Raw genomic sequence first — 22,979 nt, 5'->3', positions numbered from 1 at the left:
AGCGATGACAGATGCCATGGAATATGAAAGATTATCCGGAATCACTGAAAAACTTCGACCCGCTCGTCAAAAAGAAAGCCATTGATATCGCCAACGCCTTGCTCGCCCAAGGCTACTCCGATCAAAAGGCGATTCCGATCGCCACGGAACAAGCGAAAAAATGGCATGAACATGCCTCAAAAGAAGAGAAAGACGAGTTCCGTGACGCTCCCGACCCACAAAAGTCGGATCGGCACGGGACATAAAAACAACCGGTCGGCTCATTCAGCCGACCGGTTGTTCGTTTGCTTCTGTTTCTGCCTTGATTTCGACGTACAGTCCGGCGAGCGCCGTGTTGATATAAGGTTGCACGAAGATATAGGCCAATCCGCCGGTGAACAAGACGAGCACATACCAACCGATGAAACTCGCATATAGACGAAGCATCGTGCGCTTGTGCCCAAACATGAGACGGCGGCTTTCACGCATCGCGCCGAAAGCGGATAGTTCCGGGCGGTCCCGTAGGACGAACGGGACGATCCGATACGTCAAATAGAACCAGATTCCCGGCACGATCAAGAACAGCATGAGCACGTTCAAGCCGAGATAAAAGACGGCATAATACGTGACGGCACGCATGTAATCTTTGAGCGAACCGAACGCTTCGAACAGCAGACCGAACGACGGTTTCTCGGCTTTCGCGATGTCGAGGAATACCCAGTTGCGGCCAAGTTCTAGCGGAGCGAGCAAGACGGTCGCGGTGTATAGTAAACCGATCGAGACGAACAGGATGCTCGGGTCGGTCGATTCTAAATCGAGCTGCGTCGTGATGACCGCTTGAACGAGCATCGTTGCCACGACCGCAAGGAGCGAGATGCCCCAGTTCCCGGACAACATCCGAAGGGCAAATTGTTTATAGACTGATGATTGCATGACTTCACCTACTGTATCGTTTTTTTCATTATAGCAAAAAAACAGTCATCCGACTGTTTTTAGCGTGTCATCGTTTCCTTGATGGCGTTGAACTTCTGCTCATCTAGCTGTCCATCGGTCCTTACACCACTACCGACATGGACAAAGTCAATGCCTAATCGGTCGACGAGTTGGGACACGTTGTCCGCCGTGATCCCAGCGCCTGGAAGGATGTTCATTTCCGCGACGTCGTGCATCGCGCTCAACCGCTCTAAGCCCTCTAATGCCGTCGCTTGACCGCCAGATGTCAGCACATGGTCCACTTCAGGGAAATCATTCAACACGGTGATAGCGTCCATCAAATCGACCGCGTCATCAATGGCCCGATGGAACGTCAATGCCATCTCGCCCTTATGTTTAATCACTTCCCCGAGCAGTGCCTCATCGATGCGTCCGTCATTCGTCAAAGCACCGAACACGATGCCATCGGCTCCGAGCTCACGACACAGACCGACGTCTGCCAAAATCGTCTCCGCGTCCGCTTCATCATAGACGAATGAGTCTGCATGCGGACGAATCATGACGTGGACCGGAATCGTCGCTTGTTCGAGCACGTTTCGAATCGTCCCGAAACTCGGTGTCGTCCCGCCAGCTCGCATATCCGCAATCAATTCGAGACGGTCCGCCCCGTAACGCTCTGCCTGTTTCGCTTCTTTCAATGTGGTCACGATCACTTCAATCATGTCTTCTGCCTCCTTATTAAGGTGCGAAGCGCCATTCGACCTCGTGCTCCGCTAACGCACGTTTCCAATCTGCGGGCTCCGGGAAATCCGAGATGATTGTCGTCACCTTGGAAAAATCGGAGACCCGATACCGCTTTTGTTGGTTGAACTGGGTATGGTCGGCCAGTAGAAAACATTGTCTACTTTGGTCGAGTACCGCTTGCGTCACGGTCGAGAGACCGTGAGCATCACACGTCAAACCGAGCGAGGGATCGACCCCCTCGACGGAGAAAATCGCCATGTCAAACATGTACGTCTTTAACTGCTGCAAGACGTGTTCGCCGACGGTGACGAGATGCTTCGGATCAATCGTGCCGCCGAGCAGTTGGATGTCCCCCGTGAAGACGCCTTTGGCCCGTTGCTCGAAGAGCGCCTTTGCCGCCATGAGTGACGGTGTGACGACCGTCAAATTTCGTCCGCGAAGTCTCGCGGCGACTTGTTCCGGGGCGACCCCATGACCGATGTAAAGGAGGGTATCATCCTCGACGAGCTGAAACGCCGTATAGGCGATGCGACGAATCCCGTCCATGTTTGAAATCATCATCGGTTGGAACGATACGCTTTGATGCAGCACCGCCCCGCCATACACCCGTTTGATGCGATGTTCTTTTTCAAGTTCTTCTAAGTAGCGGCGGATCGACTCCCCAGAGACGTTCAACCGTTCAATCAACTCACTCGTCTTCACTTTGCCTTCTCGTTCAATCCATTCCACAATCTTTTGCTTACGTTCTTCTCCAATTAAAGACACTTCCCTGCCTCCTCCGCAAATATCGCTTCCTTTCTCAGTGTAGCGAACGGATGTAAATTTAACGTAAACAGAAAGTAAAGAACGGGCAAATCCAACAGATTTTTCGCTCATTTCGACGAAAATCAACAGAAATCCACAAAAAAAGACAGTCGAATGTTGACGTCTTGCTTTCAATCCCGAGCGCATCTCATGAAAATGACCGACCTTCTCTCCGTATCCTCCGAGATCTTGCCGGTCATCGAAACATTCATTTTCGTTTTTGGAACAGTGGTACTTTCGGTTCAGTGCCGGAGCGAATCCGCTGCCAGTTCGTGCGGTGTTTGATGATGATGAACAAGGCGAGCGGAACGATGACGATGAGCGGTAGCCAATCTTTCGCGATGACACCATACGTGACGACGGTCACGAGCCCCACGGCTGCGGCAGCCATCGAAGATAGCGATACCATCTTCGAGACGAACAGCGTCACGAGGAACGTCCCGACGACGACGACGAAAAACCATGGGAACGCCGCGAGCAGAACGCCCGCACTCGTCGCCACCGATTTTCCGCCTTTGAACTTGGCAAACACCGGATACGAATGACCGATGATGGCCGGGATCCCGGCGAGGAGCAAGCTCATCTCGCTCCCGAAGAGGAGCGGTAATAGCGCTGCGACCAACCCTTTACCCATATCCCCGAGCAGAACGAGCGTGCCGGCTTTTTTGCCGAGCACACGGAACGTGTTCGTCGTGCCCAAATTCCCACTCCCATGCTCCCGGACGTCGACCTTATAGCCGAGTTTTCCGACGATAAGAGCAAACGGAATCGCACCGAGTAAATAGCTGATTAAAATGATGATGATTTCTGTCATGTAAGGCATCGCAATTCCCCTTAATCCATTAATTGCTCGAGATAGTGCTCAAGCGGGACGTTCGCCTTGTGGACGTCAGTCGCATGCTCTACCCCGATATAGCGTAAGTGCCACGGTTCGTACATATAACCGGTTTCGGCCTCATATGCACGTTGATAACGGACGATGAATCCGTACGTGTGGGCATTGTCGGCCAACCACTTGCCCTCTTTCGTCTGTTCTAGACTTTGTGTCAATTGATAGCCGACCGAGGCGCTCGAAACATCGATGGCGAGCCCGGTCTGATGTTCCGAGTGTCCTGGTGGTGCCGAATATTTCATCGCCTGTTCTTTCCCGTCCCGAGCGACATAGTTATTGAACAGTTGCACTTGATAATCGTAGGAACGGAACGCACTCGTCCCTTTTAACTCAATGTCGGCCGCTTTCGCGCCCGTCATGAGCTTCTCGATGGCCTGTGCCGCTTCTTTACGAAGCATCTTCCGCTCCCCGGTCGCCGATTCGACGAAATCGATATTCGCCGTCACGAGATCGGCTGGTTTATAGCCCGCTGGCAAGGCGATTTGCTTATTGACAAGGATGAGTGTGTCGAGCTTCAAATTCGCCGTCCCATTCTGTTCAAGCGGTTCGCTCGGCGCTTCAGTCGGCTCCTCTACAGGAGGCGCCTCGGCAACCGGCACTTCTTCTTCAGGCTGATCCTCGGAAGGCTCTTCCGCTGTCGGTTCCTCCGTTTCCGGAGTCGGTTGTTCTGCTTGCTCGTCTTCTTTATCCGTCGGCGTTTCGGCCGGAGTTTCTGTTTGTTGTTCGGTTTCGGCCGGTTTGTTCTCGGCTTCTTCCGTTTTGCTTTGGTCGCTTGTGGTACAGCCCACTAATGTGAGCGTCAAGGCGCAGCACACCATCAGCATAGATGGTTTTCGCATGCGATCTTCCCCTTTCATTGTACAAAAAATACCGTCAAGATATGATACCATACTGACGGTACAAAAGAACCACTGTTATAAGACGGGACTCATGACGCGCATATACATGTCATGCCACTCAGGAAACTCACGATCGAGTCGAATCGGTTTGAAGTCACCGCGTTTGACGACGACATGTGTCGTCTTCGCCGAACCGACGAGATGACCGTTTTGATCAGTCAACTCATAACCATAGACCGTCCGGACCTTCGAATAACTATCGACCCAAACTCGTACGTGGACTGTATCTCCGTACGTCACGCTCTTCTTATAATCGACCGAGACGTTCGTCACTGGGGAAACAAATCCAGCTTCCTCCATGTCTTTATATTCGACCCCGAGCTGGCGCAACAATTCGGTGCGTGCCATTTCAAGATATACTAAATAGTTTGCATGATAGACGATGCCCATCATGTCGGTCTCCTGATAGCGGACCGGAATCTGAATCGTATGCATTGAATCGTCCTCACTTTCAACTTGATTATATTATAACTTGGTCTTAATATCTACTTCTAAAATCTGATTCAATTCACTGTCTTGTGACGATGCTTCGATCAAACGATACGATTGTCTCGCAATCGCTTCATCGATCAACGATAGGGCCGTCCGTGCATTCGGTCGGTCGATTTCTTTTAGACGGTCAAGGAGTGCCTGACTGACATCTTCATCACACGTATAGCCGAATTTTGCGGCATACTTCTTGGCGATATCGACGATCTGTTCAAGCGAGTAGTCCTCGAAGTGAATCGTCCGCTTGATCCGGCTGTTGAGCCCTGGGTTTGAGTTGATCAGGCGACGCATCGGCGCCTCATAGCCCGCCATCACGACGACGAGGTTGTCTCCATGCTTTGGCATCTCGTCAACGAGCGTATCAATCGCTTCGCGCCCGTAGTCGTTCGGCCCTCCATTCAGGCTGTATGCCTCATCGATCAACAACACGCCACCGAGTGCATCGCGAATCGCGGCTTTCGTTTTTTGTGCCGTTTGCCCGACATAGCCGCTGACGAGATCGGCCCGGCTGACGACTTTCAAATGTCCGCGTTTTAAATATCCTGTCTTCTTCAAAAGCTGGGCGTACAGGTGGGCGAACGTCGTTTTTCCGGTCCCGCTGTTCCCGACGAGGGCGGCATGGAGCTGGACGGGTGCCGTCTTCAACCCGAGTTCACGCCGACGCTTCTGAATCGTGACGAGTGCCTCGATCTCGCGCAGTTGACGTTTCGCCTCATCCATCCCGACCAAATCGTCGAGTGTCGGACCGGACGTATCCTCGGTCGCATCCATATCAAAATCGACTTCTGTCAGGAGGGCCATCTCGTCGAGTGGGGCATCGGCACCAAATCGCGACCCTTTCTTGAACATGGCGTCGAGTAGAATGTTGTGCACCGTCCGCGCGTTGCCGAACGTCGCGTCGACCCGTTCCCGGTCGATTCGCGCAATCAAGGCGCGCTTCGCTTCGACCGTCAGGACGTAGTTGTTCTCCGCCGCCACTTTTTCACCGATGGCGACGAGTTCGTCATCACTGTAATTCGGGAGCTCGTAATGGTTGGATTCCGGGAAGCGGGAACGAAGTCCTGGGTTCGCAAGCAGAAAATGACGCATTTCTTCCGGGTAACCGGCGAGAATCACGACAAATTTTCCCGCATACTCCCCGCTCGTCATCGCGGCGACGAGCGTGTCGATGGCTGCTTGTCCATAGTCACTCCCACTCGCATCTTGACGTTTCAAGGCATACGCCTCGTCGATGAATAAGACACCGCCCTCGGCTTCCTTCACCTTGTTCATGACTTGTTCTTCCGTTTGACCGACGAACGCACCGACGAGACTCGACCGGTCCGCCTCGACGACATCGGGACGTGCGAGCAGACCGAGCTCGAAATAAATCTCGGCCATGAGACGCGCGAGCGTCGTCTTGCCGGTCCCTGGATTGCCGGTGAACACGAGATGGAGTGAAGGTTGGTGTTTGGACGAGAACCCCGCTTTCTCACGCTCTTTCTGGAACAACAAGAACCGATACCATGCTTTGACACGTTGCTTCACGTCAGACAAGCCAATCATCGACTCAAGCGACTCAATCGCACTCGACCGTGTCGCTTCAGTTTGTTCTGGTAACAATGCAACAATCGCGTCGAGTCGTTCCTTGACGAGACCGACTCGTTGGCCGAAGCGGTGAAACGCCTCGCGGCTGAAATAATTCCCTTGCATCGACGCCAAGAGTGAGGCTGTGTCGTCTTCGAGCGCGGCCACTTCTTGCATCGCTTCGATGACGACGATGAACAGACGTTCGAGTTGCCCTTTAAACTCCGAGTCCCGTAAATCAGATTTGGCGCGGTCAATCTCATCGTGAAGCTGCTCGAGATGTTCGAGCAACTCGGATGTCTTCGACTCATATTCGGTCAATATTTGAACTTTCATCGACGCGTAATCCGTCTCACGCAGCTTCGGCCACTCGACATGCAGCTGTTGCTTGTGGCGCCGCAAAAGATCATACAATTGACTGACACGAAGGGCTGGCGGCAAAGCACCGAGCGACTCCAACTCTTTCACCCAACGAGTTAACAGCGGGTCGATCGACTGACGGTGCTGTAACCGTCTCGTCGCGAGTAGTGTCAGTGTGCGAATCAATTCTTGGCGATGCCCGGTCGCGCGTGACCAATGGGCGTAAGACAGGAGAGCCGCTTCATCGACGCGCCCACCTTCTTCCCAAGCCGTCAAATCGGTTTGGACTTGCTCCAAGGTGATCTGTTTCATAATATTCTCCTTTTTAGACGACAAAGGAGCCGACGTCTCAGTCTGCTCCTCGCCGGATTATCGTGATTCAAAAGAAGTCATGCGAATCGAATGGAACAACTTTCCGTTGTTACGCGACTCGGCGGCGAGCAGGATTCGCTCGTTCGCATCGACGTAATAGGTCACCGCTTCTTCATTCTCATCTTCACTGAAAATCGATGGATACTTCTCGACCCATTCCGCTGGGACGGCTTCCGGTGTTTCTTTCTTGACGAACGCTTGTGCCGTACGACCGATGATATCGACATCGCCTTCGCTCGAGCCAAGTGTTCCGTCGTCTAGCCATTTACGAATCTGTTCGTTCGTCGCCCTCGACAAGAACGGGTGCGGGGCGACCGCGCCTGAACTTGTCTCTTGGCTGTTCGTCTCATCGCCGTCCGGATTGAACTCACGATAGACGGTCCCATCCCACTCAGCACGGGCGCCGACGTTCGGTCCCTCTACGACCTCGGACACGAAGTGCCCGTCTTCGTCATATGTCACTTTATATTCACGAACTTCTAGCGTCTCCCCGTCCTCAGGCAACTTTTTTTCTTCATAGCCGATGACCACAGACGTATAGAAAGGCTCGGCCCGATTGGTGCGGCCGTCGTCGTCATTTAAATTGGTGACCAAATAAAAGTTATAGGCGAGCAGGGCGCCGACAATGAGAATACCGGCAAAAATCACCCAACTCAATCGCTTCTTTACGTGTTGTTTCATAGAATGCCCTCCCAATCTTCTTCACTTACTATCCTACACTAGCGAGAGGGTCCTGCAAAACATTAACCACTAAAAAAGGCCTCCGTATGGAGACCTTTCAACTTATCCGAGTTTATCTTCTTCGTCTTTATACGCTTCAATCCACTTGTCCCGCTCGTCCGGTTCGTCGGCCAAGTCCTTGAACAAGGCGACGATCATCAGAATCAAGACAAAGATGAACGGGAAGGCGACGAGAATCGCGACCGCTTGTAGCGCCCCGAGCCCACCTGCATATAAGAGGACGGCAGCGATTGAGGACTGGATGAAGCCCCAAATCAACTTGATGCGCATCGGCGGGATCAGTTTCCCGTTCGTCGTCAGCATTCCGAGCACGTAGGTGGCCGAATCTGCTGACGTGATGAAGAATGTCGAAATCAGGAAGATGGCCACGATACTGAGTACCGTCCCAAATCCGCCGAACGTCTCGAACAAGGCGAACAACCCGACTTCCGTCCCGATCTCGTTAACTTGGTCGATCAGTGCTGCGCCGCCGAACAAGTCAGCCCAGATCGCCGATCCACCGAAGACAGAGAACCAAAGTAGACCGAACGATGTCGGAACGAGTAGAATCCCGATGATGAACTCACGAATCGTGCGACCTTTTGAGACGCGGGCGATGAACGTTCCAACGAATGGTGACCATGAGATCCACCATGCCCAATAGAAAATCGTCCACCCGTTGATCCATTCCCGTTCGACAGGCTCAAATGCACCCGTACGGAAACTCATCGTCGGCAACTGTTGCAAGTATGTCCCAATCGTCTGTGTGAACAAATCGAGGATGAACGCACTCGGTCCAGCCACTAGTGTTGCCCCGAGCAAGACGATGGCAAGGAAGATGTTCGTGTTACTCAAGATTCGAATCCCTTTCTCGAGACCCGTCGAAGCACTGATCATATAGAGCACCGTCACGACGGCGATGATGATCAGTTGTGTCGAGAACGCGTTCGGCACGCCTGGAATCAAGTAATGCAAACCACCTGCGATTTGCTGGGCCCCGAAACCGAGCGAAGTAGCGACACCGAAAGCGGTCGCAATGACGGCCAAAATATCAACGGTCTGTTTGACCGGACGTTCATAGCGGTCATTGACGAGCGAACCGATCGTCTCTCCGATCGTCGCCGGACGACCTTTGCGGAACGTCGAGTAAGCAATGGCGAGCGCGATCATCGCATAAATCGCCCACGGGTGGAAGCCCCAATGGAAGAATGAATAACGCATCGCAGTACGCGCATCGCCTTCAGGCGTCGGTGATTCGAATGGTGGTGCGTGGAAATGCGACAACGGTTCTGCCGCCCCCCAGAAGATGAGTCCGATCCCCATCCCGGCACTGAACAACATGGCGAACCATGTCATGTAGCTGAATTCTGGTCGGTCCGTATCTTTTCCGAGTCGAATCGAACCAAATCTTGAAAAAATTAAAAAGACGGCGACTAGTAATATTCCGGTCGCACTGAGTAAATAAAACCAACCCATCCCGTTCGAGAGCCAACCTTGTAACTTCGTCGTCACGTTCAAGAGACTCGCGTTACCGAGGAGGCTCTCCGGGAAGACGCCCCAAATTGTGAACAAGACCGTAATGATGGCTGAAACGAGAAAAACGGTCGTCACTTGGCTTTTTCTTTCCATAATCTCACTCCTATTCAATTTTCTTATTTTCATATACGTTTTCCACCGTAACATAGTTTATAAACCCGACTCAACCCCTCGGCGTGTAATCGCGCCGCTGACAAAAAGAGTGACGATTCGGTTTCGTCACTCTTGCGGCTTCGGTTCTAGCGAGACGATCAATGTCTCGTCCACGACGTAATAAGGCCGTTTCGGCAACACTTTTAAATACCCGCCTTCACGTAATCGTGTCAAATCAAGTTGTAACGTCTGTTGGAATTTTCGGAGCGGTAATTTTTTTTCTTGTTCGAAATATAAATCGAGCGCCCGCTGGACTTGATCCATCTCATAGACCACTTCCCGTTCAGTTTCGGGAACGATGTGAAACGTCTCTTTCGACATGTAAAATCGCTGCCTCGGTTTGCCGGGTAAATGTTTCTTCAAACGCGCAAGATCGATTTCCTGTGCTTCATCGAGGAGCACCGTCCGATTGACGCCTTTCGGCAACGTCTGCTCATACTCGTGGATCGCCTCCCGCAACTGAGGAAGCGTGATGTCGACTTCCTGTTCCGTCACTTCCTCTTTTTGCGTCAGCCGTTGCCACCAGTTTTTGCCTGATTTCGTTTGTCGCTCCATACACTCCCCCCTCTCCCCATTCTCTTCCCGATATCGTGCACCGTCTCACCTTATATTCGCACATTCACTAAAAAAACCTTCCTTTTTTCAAAGGAAGGTCAGTTGGCTTATTTCAATTTGTTACGGAGGACCATCTGCAAGATTCCACCGTGACGGTAGTAATCGATCTCGACTTCAGAATCGAAGCGGGCGACGACTTTGAATTCAGTCACCGTACCGTTCTCATGAGTCGCTTTGACGTTCAGGATATCACGTGGGCGGACCGATTCGTCGACTTGGATGTCGATCGCCTCTTCGCCTGTGAGTCCGAGTGAGTCCGCTGACTCTCCGTCCATGAACTGGAGCGGCAAGACGCCCATCATGACGAGGTTCGAGCGGTGAATCCGTTCGAAGCTTTGCGCGATGACGGCACGGATGCCGAGCAAGTTCGTTCCTTTGGCTGCCCAGTCACGTGACGAGCCCATTCCGTAGTCGTTCCCAGCGAAAACGACGAGGCCTGTGCCCTGCTCTTTATACTTCATGGCCGCATCGTACATCGGCATGATTTCGCCAGTCGGCCAGTACGTCGTGAAGCCGCCTTCAGTGCCTGGTGCGACTTGGTTACGGATACGGATGTTCGCGAACGTACCGCGCATCATGACTTCGTGGTTTCCGCGGCGTGAGCCGTACGAGTTGAAGTCGAGCGGTGCGACACCTTTTGATTGAAGGTATTGGCCTGCTGGTGTCGTTTTCGAGAATGCTCCGGCTGGTGAGATGTGGTCGGTCGTGACCGAATCAGCAAACTTCCCGATGACGCGGAGTCCGTTCAACGCATGGACGACGCCCGCTTCCGGCTCGAGGTTTTCGAAGAATGGCGGGTTTTGGATATACGTTGAATCGTCCGAGAAGTCATACAAGTTGCCTTCTGGCACGTCGAGGGCGTTCCAACGCTCGTTTCCTGTGAACACCGTGTCGTACTCTTTACGGAACGCTTCCGGTGAGACGACGTCTTGAACGACCATCTTGATTTCATCATTTGATGGCCAGATGTCTTTGAAGAAGACATCGTTGCCATCTTTGTCCGTTCCGAACGACTCGTTCATGATGTCGAAGTTGACCGATCCGGCGAGCGCGTACGCGACGACGAGTGGCGGTGACGCCAAGAAGTTCGCTTTCACGAGCGGGTGGACACGGCCTTCGAAGTTACGGTTCCCCGAGAGGACCGACGAGACGAGCAAATCGTTCGATGTGATCGCTTCTTCGACTTCGCGGTCGAGTGGACCCGAGTTTCCGATACAAGTCGTACATCCGTAACCGACGGTGTTGAAACCGAGTTGGTCGAGATACGGCGTGAGACCGGCTTTATCGAGGTAATCGGTAACGACTTTCGAGCCTGGTGCGAGCGACGTCTTCACGAATTTCGGAACCGTGAGACCACGTTCGACGGCTTTCTTCGCGACAAGTCCTGCTCCGACCATGACGTATGGGTTCGACGTGTTCGTACAACTTGTGATCGCTGCGATTGCCACGTCACCTGTACGCATGTCGACACCGCCGTCCGTGTAGTTGACAGCTGCCGTCTTCTCAAGCTCGGCTTTTTCAAGACCGAAACCGCTGTGTCCGGCTGGTGCTGTCACGCTGTCGACGAACGCCGTCTGAAGGTCTGACAAGTTGATCCGGTCTTGTGGACGTTTCGGTCCAGCGAGCGACGGCTCTACTTTCGACAGGTCGAGCGTGAGCGTTTTCGTGAACGACGGGTCAGCCTGGTCTGGCGTATAGAACAAGTCGTTCGCTTTCGAGTAGGCTTCGACAAGGTCGATCAATTCTTCTGGGCGACCTGTCGTGCGCATGTAGTTGAGCGTCTCTGTATCGACTGGGAAGAAGCCACATGTCGCACCATATTCAGGTGCCATGTTGGCGATCGTTGCCCGGTCCGAGAGCGGCATCGTGTGAAGCGACGGTCCGAAGAACTCGACGAACTTGCCGACGACTTTCTCGTTACGGAGCATCTCTGTGACGACGAGCGCGACGTCTGTCGCTGTGACACCCGGGTTGACTTCACCGATGATTTTGACGCCGACGACGTCTGGTACCGGGAAGTAAGACGGTTGTCCGAGCATGCTCGCTTCTGCTTCGATTCCACCGACACCCCAGCCGAGGACACCGAGTCCGTTGATCATCGTCGTGTGCGAGTCCGTTCCGACGAGCGAGTCCGGATAGGCGACATTGCCCGTCCCATCATTCTTTTCGAGCACGACCGAAGCCAAGTATTCCAAGTTGACTTGGTGGACGATCCCTGTTGCTGGCGGGACGGCACGATAGTTGTCGAATGCCGTCTGGGCCCAACGTAAGAACTTGTAGCGCTCTTCGTTACGCTCGAACTCGATGTCCATGTTTTTCATGAGTGCGCCGGCGAAACCGTACGCATCGACTTGGACCGAGTGGTCGACGACGAGGTCGACCGGGATTTCCGGGTTAATCTTGTTCGGGTCTCCGCCGAGGTCGGCCATCGCTTTACGAAGTGAAGCGAGGTCAACGACCGTCGGTACACCCGTGAAGTCCTGAAGGACGACGCGAGCCGGTTTGAACGGAACATCGATGTCTTTCGAGACTTCGGCAGTACCCCATTTAGCCAAGTTCTCGACATGTTCTTTCGTGATGGCGCGGCCATCCTGCTGGCGAAGTACAGATTCGAGCAACACACGAATCGAGTACGGAAGTCGACTAAGTTCCGTCACCCCTTCTTCTTCAAGCTTTTTGAGCCGGTAATAATCGTACGCTTTGCCATTGACCTCGAACTGCGTCCGAGATTTGAAAGCGTCTAATACGTTCGTCTGTTCCATACGATATCCCCCTTTTTGAAAGCGGCGACTTCGGCATGTGCCGTAATCGCTTACTTATCACATGTTTATCATAATACAACTATAGCGTGACGTAAAATACATTCCGTCACAAATTAGTCATAAGTAAAACTTATCAAAATCAACCAAGTCACTGAAACAAAAAAAGGACGGCCCTTTGAAGAGCCGTCCATCCATTATTCTGCGCCAATCTCGACGTTGACGTCGAGAGCGTCGACGAGCGTGAGCTCGTCTTCATAGCGTTCTTTGAAGCGATCGAACGTGAACTCGTTGGCGAACAAGAACACGGGACGCTCCCAGCGGTCTGTCACGAGCATGTTGCGTGAGTCTTGGAACGGCTTGAGCGCCTTTAATTCCTTGTCCTTCACCCAACGGGCGACGCTGTACGAGACCGGCTCCATGCGGATGTCGACGCCGTACTCGTTGTTCAAGCGATACTCGAACACTTCGAATTGGAGTTGACCGACCGCACCGAGATAAATCTCGTTGTACTCGTTACGGTACACTTGGATCGCTCCCTCTTGGGCGAGCTGCTCGACACCTTTGTGGAAATGTTTCGACTTGAGCGAGTTGACCGGCGAGACGCGCATAAAGAGTTCCGGTGGGAACGTCGGCAACGCCTCGAACGCGATTTTTTGTTTCGATGTCGTGATCGTATCACCGATTTGATACGTGCCCGAATCATAAATCCCGATCACGTCTCCAGCGAACGCCTTGTCGACCGTCTCCCGGTCGTTGGCCATGAGCTGTGTCGACTGGCTCAACTTGATCTTTTTGCCCGTCCGTGTGAGCGTGACATCCATGCCGCGCTCAAAGACGCCCGAACAGATGCGAACGAAAGCGATGCGGTCGCGGTGGGCCGGGTTCATGTTCGCTTGAATCTTGAAGACGAAGCCGCTGAAGTCCTCTGACGTCGGGTCGATTGGACCGACGTTCGACTTACGTGCCTCAGGCGCCGGTGACATATCAAGGTAGTGATTCAAGAATGACGTCACCCCGAAGTCGACGAGCGCCGTCCCGAAGAAGACCGGCGTCAATTTCCCGTGCTGGATCGCATCGACGTCGATTTCATTGCCGGCACCGTCGAGAAGATCGATTTCATCTCGAAGGTTCGTCAAGTTCTCTTCCGTCAAGTGATCGGCGAGGATTGGATCATTGACCCCATCTTCGTTCAACGTGAGCGTCGCTTTGTCACCACGGAACAAGTGCACTTCGTTTTTTAAGCGATCGTATACCCCTTCGAACTGCATTCCGCTCCCGATCGGCCAAGTCACGGCGACCGAAGGCATGCCGAGCACTTCTTCAAGTTCTTCCATGAGCTCGAGCGGATCTTTCGCTTGGCGGTCAAGCTTGTTCATGAACGTGAAAATCGGAATCCCGCGCATCCGACAGACTTGGAACAATTTCTTCGTCTGCGTCTCAATCCCTTTGGCCGCATCGATGACCATGACGGCACTGTCGACCGACGTCAAGACGCGATACGTGTCTTCCCCGAAATCGTTGTGTCCTGGTGTGTCCATGATCGAGACGACCTTGTCTTGATAGACGAACTGCATGACCGATGACGTGACCGAGATTCCACGTTGTTTCTCGATCTCCATCCAGTCAGATTTGGCGTGTTTAGAGTTTTTACGGGCTTTGACCGTCCCCGCTTCACGGATGGCTCCCCCGTGAAGGAGCAATTTCTCGGTGAGCGTCGTCTTACCGGCATCCGGGTGCGAGATGATGCCGAAAATACGCCGCTTCTCAACTTCTTGTTTTAATTGGTTCATGTATGGCTCTTTCCTTTCTGAACATTACGATTTACACTGGCTCTTGCTCATTGCAACGCTATCTATTCTAACGAAGCCCGCGCGTTTCGTCCATCTTTATAGTAAGGAACGGATAGCTGTAGCTTTTGTATCGCGCCCCTTTTTTGTATACTTAGCTTGAATGATCGTGAAATGACAGAACGGGGGAAAGACGATGCCAGAAAACTTGGTGATGTATTTCATTGTCTTCTGGGGATTCGTGATGATCGGGTTGATGTCGATCGGCGGCTACTTCATGTTCCGCAAATTTTTAAAACGAATGCCGAAAGAAGACGGGCGCTCACTCCTCGACATCGAGGATGATTACATCGACAAGACACGCCACTTATGGACACCGGAGACGCGTACATTGCTTGATCGTCTCGTCACACCGGTACCGGAGCTGTTCCGCGACGTCGCCATCCGAAAGATTGCGGGCAAAATCGGACAGTTCGCTCTCGAGACGCGGGCCCGTGAAATGACGACCGAGCTCGTCGTCAAAGGCTATATCGCCGCGACACCGAAACGGGACCATAAATTTTTAAAAAAGGCGCTTGAAGAAGAACAAATCGACTGGAAAATGTATCAACATTATTTCCAACAATGATGAAACGAGATGCCGGCCTTGGGCTTGGCATCTTTTTTTTTTAAACAGTTCAACTAAGTTATACGAAACGGAAATTGTGCCATACGACTACTAGGTCCAAAGTACCTTTTTTCGCCGGATTAATTATTCTTAAATACCGTTCATAATATAGACAATATTGAAAACGCTTACAATAAAGTGGTATGACCAATATTAGTATAACATGCATGGGTTTTAGCAATAAAAAATGGATAGCTTTTCCTTTATTTACATTTCTATAATGTACGTATCTTGATTCCAAAAGGAGGTTTTCCGATGCATGATGTCACGCACGTCACGCGAACTGACACCACTCGCTCCGCCGAAACAATCGTCGAGAGCCCGTCATTCCACAAGTTGATGCAAGAAAAGAACCGGTTCATTGTTCCATCCATCATCTTCTCACTCATCTTTTATTTTACGTTACCAATCTCCACGAGCTACTTCACGTTCTTGAACATCGCTGTCGCCGGTCAGATCACTTGGGCCTGGGTGCTCGCCTTCGCTCAATTCTTCATGACCTGGACGTTCTGTGTCATGTATAGCCGGCGGGCCCGCCGCTTCGACGAGCTCGTCGCAGCCATCAAACAAGAGGAGGATGGACGATGAACTGGACAGCTATTCTTCTATTCGTCGCGATTGTTGGACTCACGCTCGTCATCACATTTTTCGCCGCCCGAAAGACAAAGACAGCAAGCGACTTTTACACGGCAGACGGTGGTTTGACCGGATTCCAAAATGGTCTGGCCATCGCTGGTGATTATATGTCGGCCGCTTCATTCCTCGGGATTGCCGGGATGATTGCTCTCGCCGGGTTCGATGGGTTCTTTTACTCGATCGGTTTCCTCGTTGCCTACCTCGTCGTCCTTTATTTGGTCGCCGAGCCGCTCCGTAACCTCGGGAAGTATACGATGGCCGATATGATTGCGGCACGCTTCAACAAGCCGCGCGTGCGTGGGGTTGCCGCCATGAATGCCATCGTCATCTCCATCTTTTATATGATCGCCCAACTCGTCGGCGCCGGGGCACTAATCGAACTGTTGCTCGGGATCCCCTACACGACGAGCGTCATCGTCGTCGGAATCTTAATGACCGTCTATGTCGTTTTCGGGGGGATGACCGCGACATCATGGGTACAGATCACAAAAGCCGTCTTGTTGATGATCGGGACCGCCATCATTTCATTCCTCGTGTTCGCCCGCTTTGACTTCTCCGTCTTCACCATGTTTTCCGAGGTCAGTAAGGCGACACCGCTCGGGGAGAACTTCTTGAACCCTGGCAACAAGTTCAAGCTCCCGCTCGATACGATTTCACTCAATTTGGCACTCGTCCTCGGGACGGCCGGTCTACCGCACATTCTTATCCGCTTCTTCACGGTCAAGGATGCACCGACGGCACGACAATCCGTCGTCTATGCGACATGGGTCATCGGTGCGTTCTACATACTGACGATCTTCCTCGGATTTGGGGCCGCCGCGTTCGTCGGATCGGACGCCATCGTCGCCGCCAACCCGGCCGGGAACATGGCCGCGCCGCTCCTCGCCCAAGTGCTCGGCGGTGACTTATTGTTCGCTTTCGTGGCCGCCATCGCCTTCGCCACAATCCTTGCCGTCGTCGCAGGACTCGTCCTATCGGCGGCCTCGGCGTTCGCCCACGACTTCTATGGTCATATCATCCGGAAGGGCGAAGCGACCGAGAAAGAACAAGTCACAGCGGCCCGGATCGCTTCAATCGCGGTCGCACTCGTCTCGATGGGACTCGCCTTCTTCGCCCAATCGATGAACGTCGCATTTCTCGTCTCTCTCGCATTCGCTGTCGCTGCCAGCGCGAACTTGCCGGTCATTTTGTTCACGATTTATTGGAGACGGTTCAATACGGGCGGAGCCGTGTTCGGCATGGTCGTCGGATTATTCTCGTCCCTCTTCCTCGTCGCCATCAGCCCGAACGTGTGGGCACCGGATGGCTCGGCAATCTTTATCGGTGAGGCGTTATTCCCGCTCACGAACCCGGGAATCGTCTCGATCCCGCTCGGCTTCCTCGCCGCCATCGTCGGGACGTACGTGACGAAGTCGGACGAAGTCGCCGGAAACTTCGAACGCATCCTCGTCAAAGCGAACACCGGGATCGATGCCGAGACGGAAGCTGCCATGACGAAAAAATCTTCATAATCGACAAAACGGCGTCCCTCGCGAGGGACGCCGTTCATGTTGAAGCGATTTGTTTATATTTTTGGTACATGGCGATGCGCCATGGGACGATCATGCCCCAGGCAATCAAATAGAACAGTCCGCCCGTCGCGAAAATATTGACTTCGTCTCCGAGAAACGCCTTCATGACCGTCCGAATCGCCAATAAGACGAAGACGACGATAAAAAACGCTTTCGAACGGGATAAGTACACCTCACCATCACGTTTCTCGAAGTTCGATGTCTTGATGAGAAATACACTGAAAATCAATCCGACGATTAAAGCTTCTCCGACCTCGAGCCAAGTCAATCGAAACGCCGGGACGAGAAATTGCAACATCCCGGTCGACATCGCCAAGGGCGGAATCAAGATCTTTTTAGCATTCGTCGGACGTGCTGATGCTTTGACGCGAACGAAGCTCGCAATCAGGCCCATCATTAGTGCGACGAGGGTCGATCCCCAAAATATCGACATTCGGTCAACCCCTTTTAAAATCCGGTGAATCCTACTAATTCGCTCATCCAAGCAGCGAAGCGATTCATGCCATCAAAATATAATACGACGCCGAAGGCCATCATCAAATAACCTCCGAATTTTGCCACCTTGGCACTGTTGCGCGCCAAGTATTTGATTTTCCCGACAAAGCTCGCCATGATGAGGAATGGGATGGCGAAGCCGATGACGTACGCCAACATATAGCCCATCCCTTGACTCGGGTTCGAGGCCGCGAGCGCGATGACACCGGCAAGAATCGGTCCAGTACACGGGGTCCAACCCGCCGCGAATCCAATTCCGATCAATGCCGTTCCAAAGTAGCCGCTTTTACGCTCCCCTAAAGCGAGCTTTTTCTCACGCATCATGAAACTAGGTTGCCAAAGTCCCGCCAAAAAGACGCCGAATACGAAGATGAGGATGGCACCGAACATGCGCAAACTATCCTTATATTGAATGAACACGTCGGCAATGAGCGAGGTCGACAGACCGAGCACGAGGAAGACGATCGAGAAACCAATCAAGAATGAGAACGTGTGAAACCAGGCCGTGCGTTGTCGCAGTCCCTCGCTCTTTAAATCAGAGACTGAGACCCCAGTGATATACGATAAAAAGACTGGATACAACGGTAGCGTGCACGGTGATAAAAATGATAAGACGCCCGCCCCAAATGCGAGCCAAAGTGTGACTTCCATGCGATCTTCCACCTTTCAGCCCCATTATAGCGAAAACCTTTTCAAAATGCTCGCATCTTTTTCCGAGCACCTTACATGATTGAAGTTGTAATCTTTGAAATGGAAATGAAACTTGTAAACGGTAGTGTTAGATGCTAAGATTTGGATATTCTTATTAGTCAGTATCGATCTTAAAATGATGGGGGAAACACCGTGGCGGTCATCACAGCTGAAAACTTACATTATGCCATTGAACAGAAACGCGATGAACTGTATGAAATCGCCTCGCAGCACAGTTGGACGTCTCCAGAAGTGATTCATGTCAGCCAAGAATTGGACAAGCTGATTACACGTCACGTCCTAGCCATACACGCTTCAGACCACATAAATTAATCGAACCAAACGGCCCGTCCTTCTTTGAAGTGGCGGGCTTTTTCCATGGAAAAAAGACACCTTGACGGTGTCTTTTTTGTAATTTATGACATCAGACGTTGACCAGATTGAAGTTCGTACATCTTTTTGTACAGCCCATCCTGTTTTAAAAGCGCCTGATGGTTACCTCGTTCGACGATCTCACCCCGATGAAGGACGAGAATCAAGTCGGCATCTTGAATCGTCGACAGACGGTGAGCGATGGCAATCGTCGTCCGTCCCCGTCTCATCCGATCGAGGGCGAGCTGGACACGCTCCTCGGTCTCGGTGTCAATCGAACTCGTCGCCTCATCTAAAATCAAAATCTTCGGGTCACGGGCGACCGTCCGGGCGAAGGCGAGCAGTTGCCGTTCTCCGCTCGAGAATGTCGCGCCGCGCTCACCGACCGTATGTCCGTAACCGGCCTCAAGCTTCTCGACGAACGTATGAGCTTGCACGAACTCGGCCGCTTCCCGGACTTTGTCCGAGTCGATCGTCGGATTGAACAGTTTCAAGTTATCCTCGATCGTCCCTGTGAACAAAAATGGATCTTGGAGCACAAGCCCGACTTTGGCTCGGAGCTCGGCTTCCTCGAACTGCTCAATCGGATACCCGTCGATCGTGATTTGGCCTGATTGATACGGATAGAACCGGGTCAACAGGTTGATGATCGAACTCTTTCCGCTACCCGTGTGACCGACGAGGGCGACCGTCTCGCCTGGTTTGGCGACGAATGATATCTGTTTCAATACATCGACTTCCCCATCGTAACTGAACGTGACGTTCTCGAACCGGACTTCCCCGGAGCCGATTTCGGCAGGACCGGCAAGACTCTTTCCTGGAGCCGGTTCATCCGTGTCCAAGATTTTGAAGACACGGTCCGCCGAGACGACCGCCTGTTGAAACTCGCTCAAGCGTTGCATGATGTCGAGCACCGGACGGAAGATGCGCTCGATGTAGCTGATGAAGGCATAGACGACCCCGACCTGCACTTGCTCGGTCGTCGACAAGACGCCGTAATAGCCGAGCAGTCCAATGATGGAGAAGGCGAGCAACAGCTCGATGATTGGTCGCAGCAACATGCTGTCGAGCTTCAAGTTTCGATAGCGTGCCTCTTGATGGGCCTCGTTCGTTTCTTCGAACTGGCGGACGAGCCGCTCTTCTTGACGAAACTGTTGAACGATTCCCATCCCGTTGATCGATTCATTCAATTGCCCGTTCAGTTGTGACAACAAGTCACGCACTTGGGCAAAATATTTTGTCGAATAGCGGCGATACGCCCAGATGATGAGCCAGAACAGCGGAACAAGGACGAGCCCCATCGTCGCGAGCGTCGGTTCGAGGATATAAAGGAACACGTACGTCCCGACCAATTGAACCGCTGACTGTACAAACGTGCTCATTACCCCGACATACAGTTCCTTGACGGCCTCGGTGTCGTTCGTGATTCGAGAGACAAGCACTCCCGCCGGAGTCCGGTCAAAGTAGGCGAGCCGCATCCCCATCACATGTCGGAAGATATCCATCCGGATGTTTTGCACGATCTTCAAGGCAATCTTTTGGAACGAAATTGACTGCAAGTAGTCGAAGATGATCGCCGAGATATGGAGGACGAGATAGACGACGAGCAAGGTGACGACCCAGTTTGTCGGATAGACGCCAGGCGTCACGAACTCATCGATGAACACTTTGATTAAGAACGGTCCTGCGAGTTTTGCGCCGGTGGCGAGCAGCAAGAACACAAAAGCGAGTCCGAGCGGACGTGCGTAGCGGTTCGTGTAGGCCAACAGGCGTTTGATGACCGCCCATTCCTGAACGTCATGCTTCATGGTGGCCACCTCCTTCGACAATCGCCTCGAGTTGTTGGCGATCGTACGTGTCTTTGTACCAACCGGGCTCGCGAATCAAGTCCTGATGACGCCCGCGTTGGATGATTCGACCGTCCTCAAGGACGAGAATCTCATCAGCGTGCTCGACCGCGGACAGTCGATGCGCCACAATCAAGCGGGACTGGTCAGGGTTCCCGGTCCGGAAATGCTCGATGATCGCCTCCTCCGTCTTCGCATCGACAGCCGAGAGGGCATCGTCGAGGATCAACACGTCCGCCTCAATCATGAGGGCACGTGCGATTGAAATCCGTTGCTTCTGACCACCCGACAACGTCACACCCCGTTCCCCGACGAGCGTGGCGTATCCTTCCGGCAGCCGCATGATGTCATCATGAACCTCGGCGATTTTGGCCGCCTCCATGATTTCGTCGAGTTTCGCTTCCGGTTTGCCGAATGCGATATTGTTCGCAATCGAATCGCTGAACAAGAAATGATCTTGCGGGACGACGGCGACTTTATCGAGCAGAAGTGATTTTTTCACTTGGCGAATGTTGACACCACCGATTTTGATCGTCCCATCATGTACGTCATACTCTCGTGTCAACAAGCGTACAATCGTCGTCTTACCAGAACCGGTACGGCCGACGAGTCCGAGCGTCCGTCCGCGTTCGAGGCGGAATGTGACGTCTTGCAGGACGGGCGTCTCGTCATAGCGGAACGCACGAATATCCGCTTCAATCTCCGAATGGGCGAGTTTCGTCGCCGCCATCGGGTCATCCTGAATCTCAGGTTTGACGGCGAGCATCCGCTCGATCCGGTCGTAAGACGCCCGCCCTCGTTCGACGATATTGAACAGCCAGCCGAACGCGAGCATCGGCCATGTGAGCAATCCGAGATAGGCGGTGAAACTAACGATCTGTCCGATGGTCAGCTCTCCTTGTTCAATCAAATACGCCCCATAACCGATCGACAAGATATACGAGAGGCCGACGATTCCAAAGATGGTCGGGTCGTACAAGGCGTCGATTTTCGCGACACGTACGTTTTTCGCCATGACTTCGTCGGATAGCTTCTCGAACGAGTCAACGTCGCGGCCGACTTCCCCGGTCGACTTCAACACCCGGACACCGCTGACGCTCTCTTGGACTTTATCGTTCAGTTCAGAGAACGCCGCTTGGGCGACCCCGAACCGATTATGTAAGAGTTTGCCGTATCGCGTCGTCAACGCGACCATGATTGGCAGCGGCAACAATGCCACGACCGTCAACTTCCAACTGATGGTCGTCACCATCGTGATGATGACGAACGTTCCCATGGTGATGCTATCGACGAGTGTCAAAATCCCCGCACCCGCCGTCGTCGAGACGGCTTGGACATCGTTTGTCGCATGGGCCATCAAATCCCCGACCCGCGACTTCTTATAAAACCGTTGATCTAAATCGGTGAAATGACGATAGAGCTGACTCCGCAACATCCGACCGAGGCGAATCGAAGCCCCGAAGATGAAGTATCGCCAGAAGAAACGGGCCACATAGTTCCCGATCCCGACGGCCGCGAGCCCGCCGAGCAACATCCATAATAAATCTGTTCCAAGCGTTCCCCGGTTGATTTCATCGACGATTCGTCCGATGATGCGCGGCGGTATAAGTTCGAGCGCCGCGACGAACATGAGTAAGACGATGCCGAGCGCATACGTCCGCCACTCGAGCTTGAAGAACCAAGCTAGTTGTTTGAATACACGAATTGGAAACACCCCCTATGTTGTCTTGAATTCAGACTATTCTATTAGATTAGCGAAAGTTTGTTCGATTGTCTAACAAAAACTGGATGAAAAAAGCACTTTGCGGGCGCAAAGTGCTTCGGTCAATCGAGTTTATTTCTTTTCGTTCTTCATTTGAACGTTCATGGCGCGCATCACTTGGTTGACTTTCTTCTGTGACGGCTTTTGACCCATTTGCATCATCAATGTACGAATCATATCTTCGTTGATCGGTGGGTTCTGTTCGAGGTAGTTCATCATGTATTTACGAGCGATAAAGAAACCGATCGCAATACCCCCGATTAGTGCTGCCACGATAAGAAGAATCCAGAATAATGTACTCAAGGCTTAACCTCCTCTACCATATGAA

At 52.6% G+C, this 22,979-nt stretch carries 22 protein-coding genes; 5 read left to right on the top strand and 17 right to left on the bottom strand.

Annotated elements, in window-relative coordinates; genetic code table 11:
• The first annotated feature begins 11 nt into the window (after positions 1 to 11).
• Positions 12 to 245: a DUF2188 domain-containing protein gene (locus tag KNP86_RS06035; RefSeq protein ID WP_052090131.1), complete on the top strand. Its 234-nt coding sequence runs from the start codon at positions 12 to 14 to the stop codon at positions 243 to 245.
• A gap of 19 nt (positions 246 to 264) precedes the next feature.
• Here KNP86_RS06035 and KNP86_RS06030 read toward each other — a convergent pair whose 3' ends face one another.
• The 12 genes from KNP86_RS06030 to KNP86_RS05975 all read right to left on the bottom strand — a co-directional run bounded on the left by KNP86_RS06030 (position 265) and on the right by KNP86_RS05975 (position 14,614).
• Positions 265 to 912 (bottom strand): DUF975 family protein, encoded by a 648-nt coding sequence (locus KNP86_RS06030; RefSeq protein ID WP_034777756.1) that lies wholly within the window; start codon positions 910 to 912, stop codon positions 265 to 267.
• 59 nt (positions 913 to 971) lie between these two features.
• Entirely contained in the window at positions 972 to 1,634 is a 663-nt protein-coding gene (locus tag KNP86_RS06025; RefSeq protein WP_214711314.1) for a copper homeostasis protein CutC, read from the bottom strand.
• Between the two features lie 16 nt (positions 1,635 to 1,650).
• Positions 1,651 to 2,421 carry a DeoR/GlpR family DNA-binding transcription regulator gene (locus KNP86_RS06020; protein WP_034777760.1) on the bottom strand — a complete coding sequence of 257 codons (771 nt, stop codon included), beginning with the start codon at positions 2,419 to 2,421 and terminating at the stop codon, positions 1,651 to 1,653.
• A 247-nt stretch (positions 2,422 to 2,668) separates the two neighbouring features.
• Positions 2,669 to 3,283 (bottom strand): glycerol-3-phosphate 1-O-acyltransferase PlsY, encoded by a 615-nt coding sequence (gene plsY, locus KNP86_RS06015; protein WP_371743412.1) that lies wholly within the window; start codon positions 3,281 to 3,283, stop codon positions 2,669 to 2,671.
• 11 nt (positions 3,284 to 3,294) lie between these two features.
• Entirely contained in the window at positions 3,295 to 4,191 is an 897-nt protein-coding gene (locus KNP86_RS06010) for a M15 family metallopeptidase (RefSeq protein WP_214753215.1), read from the bottom strand.
• 75 nt (positions 4,192 to 4,266) lie between these two features.
• Positions 4,267 to 4,686, bottom strand: a complete 420-nt coding sequence (locus tag KNP86_RS06005) for an acyl-CoA thioesterase (RefSeq protein WP_034777763.1) — start codon at positions 4,684 to 4,686, stop codon at positions 4,267 to 4,269.
• 30 nt (positions 4,687 to 4,716) lie between these two features.
• A complete protein-coding gene (locus KNP86_RS06000) occupies positions 4,717 to 6,978 on the bottom strand; it encodes an AAA family ATPase (protein WP_214753213.1) in 2,262 nt (753 codons plus the stop codon).
• A 57-nt stretch (positions 6,979 to 7,035) separates the two neighbouring features.
• Entirely contained in the window at positions 7,036 to 7,719 is a 684-nt protein-coding gene (locus KNP86_RS05995) for a hypothetical protein (protein WP_034777768.1), read from the bottom strand.
• Positions 7,720 to 7,821: 102 nt separating this feature from the next.
• The gene (locus KNP86_RS05990; protein WP_214753212.1) at positions 7,822 to 9,387 is read right to left on the bottom strand and encodes a BCCT family transporter; all 1,566 of its coding nucleotides are present in this window, start codon (positions 9,385 to 9,387) and stop codon (positions 7,822 to 7,824) included.
• Positions 9,388 to 9,513: 126 nt separating this feature from the next.
• The gene (locus KNP86_RS05985) at positions 9,514 to 10,002 is read right to left on the bottom strand and encodes a DUF3939 domain-containing protein (RefSeq protein ID WP_084592824.1); all 489 of its coding nucleotides are present in this window, start codon (positions 10,000 to 10,002) and stop codon (positions 9,514 to 9,516) included.
• 107 nt (positions 10,003 to 10,109) lie between these two features.
• Entirely contained in the window at positions 10,110 to 12,824 is a 2,715-nt protein-coding gene (gene acnA / locus KNP86_RS05980) for an aconitate hydratase AcnA (RefSeq protein WP_214753210.1), read from the bottom strand.
• Positions 12,825 to 13,018: 194 nt separating this feature from the next.
• Positions 13,019 to 14,614, bottom strand: coding sequence for a peptide chain release factor 3 (locus KNP86_RS05975; RefSeq protein WP_034777779.1), 1,596 nt, complete (start codon positions 14,612 to 14,614; stop codon positions 13,019 to 13,021).
• Between the two features lie 193 nt (positions 14,615 to 14,807).
• Between KNP86_RS05975 and KNP86_RS05970 the strand changes: the two genes are divergently transcribed.
• The 3 genes from KNP86_RS05970 (at position 14,808) to KNP86_RS05960 (ending at position 17,425) form a co-directional block, all read left to right on the top strand.
• Positions 14,808 to 15,239: a DUF2621 family protein gene (locus tag KNP86_RS05970; protein ID WP_034777781.1), complete on the top strand. Its 432-nt coding sequence runs from the start codon at positions 14,808 to 14,810 to the stop codon at positions 15,237 to 15,239.
• Between the two features lie 294 nt (positions 15,240 to 15,533).
• A complete protein-coding gene (locus tag KNP86_RS05965; protein ID WP_214753208.1) occupies positions 15,534 to 15,866 on the top strand; it encodes a DUF485 domain-containing protein in 333 nt (110 codons plus the stop codon).
• On the top strand, positions 15,863 to 17,425 hold the full coding sequence (locus KNP86_RS05960) for a solute symporter family protein (RefSeq protein WP_214753206.1): 1,563 nt from the start codon (positions 15,863 to 15,865) through the stop codon (positions 17,423 to 17,425). Before KNP86_RS05965 ends, KNP86_RS05960 begins: the two co-directional genes overlap by 4 nt.
• Before the next feature lie 34 nt (positions 17,426 to 17,459).
• On the opposite strand, the gene KNP86_RS05955 is transcribed toward KNP86_RS05960, so the two are convergent.
• A complete protein-coding gene (locus KNP86_RS05955) occupies positions 17,460 to 17,912 on the bottom strand; it encodes a CcdC family protein (RefSeq protein WP_034779932.1) in 453 nt (150 codons plus the stop codon).
• A gap of 20 nt (positions 17,913 to 17,932) precedes the next feature.
• Entirely contained in the window at positions 17,933 to 18,631 is a 699-nt protein-coding gene (locus KNP86_RS05950; RefSeq protein ID WP_034777784.1) for a cytochrome c biogenesis CcdA family protein, read from the bottom strand.
• 192 nt (positions 18,632 to 18,823) lie between these two features.
• On the opposite strand from KNP86_RS05950, the gene KNP86_RS05945 reads away from it, so the two are divergent.
• Positions 18,824 to 19,003 carry an aspartyl-phosphate phosphatase Spo0E family protein gene (locus KNP86_RS05945; RefSeq protein ID WP_034777785.1) on the top strand — a complete coding sequence of 60 codons (180 nt, stop codon included), beginning with the start codon at positions 18,824 to 18,826 and terminating at the stop codon, positions 19,001 to 19,003.
• Between the two features lie 83 nt (positions 19,004 to 19,086).
• On the opposite strand, the gene KNP86_RS05940 is transcribed toward KNP86_RS05945, so the two are convergent.
• The 3 genes from KNP86_RS05940 to KNP86_RS05930 all read right to left on the bottom strand — a co-directional run bounded on the left by KNP86_RS05940 (position 19,087) and on the right by KNP86_RS05930 (position 22,954).
• The gene (locus tag KNP86_RS05940; RefSeq protein WP_034777786.1) at positions 19,087 to 20,850 is read right to left on the bottom strand and encodes an ABC transporter ATP-binding protein; all 1,764 of its coding nucleotides are present in this window, start codon (positions 20,848 to 20,850) and stop codon (positions 19,087 to 19,089) included.
• Positions 20,840 to 22,594, bottom strand: a complete 1,755-nt coding sequence (locus tag KNP86_RS05935) for an ABC transporter transmembrane domain-containing protein (RefSeq protein ID WP_034779934.1) — start codon at positions 22,592 to 22,594, stop codon at positions 20,840 to 20,842. Before KNP86_RS05935 ends, KNP86_RS05940 begins: the two co-directional genes overlap by 11 nt.
• Positions 22,595 to 22,723: 129 nt before the next feature.
• On the bottom strand, positions 22,724 to 22,954 hold the full coding sequence (locus tag KNP86_RS05930; RefSeq protein ID WP_021067584.1) for a YneF family protein: 231 nt from the start codon (positions 22,952 to 22,954) through the stop codon (positions 22,724 to 22,726).
• Between the last annotated feature and the right edge of the window lie 25 nt (positions 22,955 to 22,979).

The sequence above is a fragment of the Exiguobacterium sp. s16 genome (assembly GCF_018618115.1).
Lineage (GTDB): Bacteria > Bacillota > Bacilli > Exiguobacteriales > Exiguobacteriaceae > Exiguobacterium > Exiguobacterium mexicanum_A.
This window is presented reverse-complemented; position numbering and strand designations above follow the sequence as displayed.